The following is a 2,799-nucleotide window of genomic DNA, read 5'->3' on the forward strand; positions in this document are numbered from 1 at the left end:
AAGGGCATCGCAAAACAAGGCGTCTTCGGACGCCCTTTTCATGCCTGCCGCTCGCTAATGCCCGCACCAGACGGCATGATCATGGCGGCAAGCATGGTGTCTCTGGCGTGGGTGAATGCCCGGCGCAGGCGCCATGCGCCGCCTGCAGCAAGGCCAGGTCCACGGAAAAACAAGATTGCGCCGACAATGCTGCGGCTTCCGGCGCGTTCGGGCGCTTGCTTGGTTGTATCGTTCATGAGCTTTCGGGGGGCAAACCATCTGAGGCTGTGGCGGTAGCTGGTAGCGCTGCATGGCGTGATTTTTTATTTTAAATCAATTGCTTGCGTCTAGGCTTGCCCGTTTGCAGGCTTGGATCAATCTTCCGCGCAGTCCTAAGCGCGGTTTGAATGGTTGATGGCTTGTTCGTGGCGCGCCGATTCGATACGGTGTTGCTCCTTGCCGGCATACATGCGTTCGTCGGCGACGGCATGCAGCTGGCTTTCGCTTAGTCCATCGGCGGGATAGACCGCTGCGCCGACGCTGGCGCTGACATGATATGGCCCCTCCGCGATAAGGATCGGGGCTTCCAGCGATTGGCCCAGCGCGTCGTTCACGCTGTTGAAGCGGTTGAGGTCTATCACCAGAAAGCCGAATCCGCCGTTGTCGCGGATGGCTTGAGCACTGCCTGTTCGAAACGGTCGGCGTACAGGCGGCGGTTGGGCAGGCCGGTAAGCGTGTCATGGCCCGCCAAGTGGGTGGCCAGGCTTATCCGCTCTTCCAGCAGCACCAACATCATGCTGGCGGCGGCGAGGAATTTCGGCAGATTCCAGATTTCCGCCCCGATGTGGGCGGAAATCGCCGGAGCATGCAGGATCAGCAGCGAGTAGACCGGGAAAACCAGGCCCCAGAGGATGAACACGACGCCCATGGTCAGCTTCGGCGTCTGGCGCAGGAAGAAATACGCCACTGGGCAGGCCATAGGCATGCAAGGCCCAGGCCTGCAGCGCGTAGGCCGCCCCAGCCAGCGCGATGGAGAGCCGGGAATGCCAGGGGGCTTCCACGCTGTCGCTGCGGCGAGCCAGATGGTGCCGGCCGCGCCCAGCGCAGTCAGCAGATAGAACGGCGCCATTTGTTGGCTGCCAGGATGCAATTCGGCATAGGCGGCGCTGGCAACGGCAAAGGTCAGGTTAAGCGCGCCCGCCACACCTACTCGCGATATGAGCCGTGATGAGTGGATGGTTGCCGGTCCTTGGTAGTAGGCGGCCAGGATGAACAGCTGTCCGGCCAAGACGAGGTTTCCCCGGGCAAGCACGTCGAAGGGAAAGCTTTGCGGCAACAGCATGAAGATGCCGGCATGCAGAAGGATGAGCAACCACCCGGCCAGCCAATAGCGCAGCCGGATCTCGCGCTTTTGCCTGATCAGGGCAAGCGCGATCCCCAACAGGATGCTGTAAGAGACAAACTCCGGAAGCCCATAGAAGTTGAAATTCACCAGACACGCTCCTGAGAATGCCATGCCGCCAGGCCTGATGTTCCGCACGGACATCAAGTTCGATGCATGGCGGCGCCAACCCTCATTCCAAATCTATACAACAAATGAAATGGGCTGTCGGGATTGTTTTGACATGGGAAGCAGATTGGTCTTGGCGGCGGCAGGAAGATGCGGGACGGGCGGGGCGTGTACTGCGGCAGATCGGTCCGTGCGTGGACGAAATTTTTCAAATGGCATTATTTATTGATATGGAATAAAATGTTTGTCGTTTCCATTTAGCACTGCTTATCGGAGGAATGGTATGATTTTCCGCATGAAAACGTCCCCCCACTCCTCTTGTCCCTTCCACGCCGGCAGCCAACCTCCGGCTCCGACCAATCAACCAGCCGGCAGCTGGCCGCCAGGCCCCAAAGCTGGTTTGACCGGCTGGGGGTTGCTGGGACGGATGTCGCGCGATTTGATGGGCACTTTGGCCGACTGGAAGCGAGAGTTCGGCGATTTGGTGCATGTGCGAACCTGGCCCGAGCATCAGATCATCGTGTCCGATCCACATTTGGCGCGCGAGTTGCTGGTAGGCCAGGCTGATGCCTTGCAGCGTTGGGAGCGCGCGCTGACGGTGTATCGCCGGGTGCATGGCCATAGCGTGCTGATCGCCGAAGGCCAAGCCTGGCGCGAAAAGCGGCAGGCCCTGCAGCCAGATTTCACGCGCAAATCCGTGCAGGCCTTCTCGCCATCCATTGTCGAGGCCGCCCGCCAGGCATTCGCGCAGTGGCCGGGCCGGGAGGATGCCTGGCCGATAGAGAACGAACTCACCTCGCTGACAATGGAGGTGATTCTGCGCATGATGTTTTCCAGCGGAGTGGGCGGCGAGGCTCAGCAGGCGGAAGAGGCTGTGCAACCACCTTGATGGTGGCCTCCACCGCGGAGCTGTGGCGGCCCGCCAGCCTGCCCGATTGGATGCCGTGGCAGCGTAAACGGCGCCGGGCGCGGCTGCTGTTGAACGATTTGATCGAACGGCATCTGCAAGCTCGGTTGGGCATGCCGCAAGAGGACTGGCCTGATGATCTGCTTGCCCGGCTGTTGCGGCTGCATTCGCGGCAGCCGCGTGACTGGCCGTTGCAGGCGGTGCGGGATGAGTGCAAGACGGCCTTTCTGGCGGGGCATGAAACGATTGCGGCTTCGTTGGGCTGGTGGGCGTGGTGCATGGCCTCCCATCCTGATATCCAGGAGAAGGCTCGCGCAGACGCGACGGCCGCGTGGCCAGGAGAAGAGAGCGGCGAGCCGGATGTGTCCGCGCTGCATTACGTGAGCCAGACACTGCAGGAAAC

General features: G+C 61.1%; 5 protein-coding genes. 2 read left to right on the forward strand and 3 right to left on the reverse strand.

Going from position 1 to position 2,799, the window contains the following annotated elements:
• Nucleotides 1–38: 38 nt before the first annotated feature.
• The 3 genes from BI344_RS24115 to BI344_RS17505 all read right to left on the reverse strand — a co-directional run bounded on the left by BI344_RS24115 (nt 39) and on the right by BI344_RS17505 (nt 1,471).
• A complete protein-coding gene (locus BI344_RS24115; RefSeq protein WP_139167068.1) occupies nt 39–236 on the reverse strand; it encodes a hypothetical protein in 198 nt (65 codons plus the stop codon).
• Nucleotides 237–371: 135 nt separating this feature from the next.
• Nucleotides 372–620 (reverse strand): nucleotidyl cyclase domain-containing protein, encoded by a 249-nt coding sequence (locus BI344_RS17500; protein ID WP_071114131.1) that lies wholly within the window; start codon nt 618–620, stop codon nt 372–374.
• On the reverse strand, nt 617–1,471 hold the full coding sequence (locus tag BI344_RS17505; protein WP_139167069.1) for a GGDEF domain-containing protein: 855 nt from the start codon (nt 1,469–1,471) through the stop codon (nt 617–619). The genes BI344_RS17500 and BI344_RS17505 overlap by 4 nt, the downstream gene beginning before the upstream one ends.
• Before the next feature lie 313 nt (nt 1,472–1,784).
• Here BI344_RS17505 and BI344_RS25905 point away from each other — a divergent pair, with 313 nt between their 5' ends.
• Both BI344_RS25905 and BI344_RS25910 read left to right on the forward strand, forming a co-directional pair.
• Nucleotides 1,785–2,378 (forward strand): cytochrome P450, encoded by a 594-nt coding sequence (locus tag BI344_RS25905; RefSeq protein ID WP_206600423.1) that lies wholly within the window; start codon nt 1,785–1,787, stop codon nt 2,376–2,378.
• A partial coding sequence (locus BI344_RS25910) for a cytochrome P450 (protein ID WP_206600424.1) occupies nt 2,378–2,799 on the forward strand: 422 nt, incomplete at its 3' end. The genes BI344_RS25905 and BI344_RS25910, both read left to right, overlap by 1 nt.

Origin of the sequence: Chromobacterium sphagni (genome assembly GCF_001855555.1) — a bacterium.
Taxonomy (GTDB): domain Bacteria; phylum Pseudomonadota; class Gammaproteobacteria; order Burkholderiales; family Chromobacteriaceae; genus Chromobacterium; species Chromobacterium sphagni.

Coding starts and splice junctions, on each gene's coding strand:
- BI344_RS24115 (WP_139167068.1), bottom strand. CDS start 236: ATGAACGATACAACCAAGCAAGCGCCCGAACGCGCCGGAAGCCGCAGC.
- BI344_RS25905 (WP_206600423.1), top strand. CDS start 1,785: ATGAAAACGTCCCCCCACTCCTCTTGTCCCTTCCACGCCGGCAGCCAA.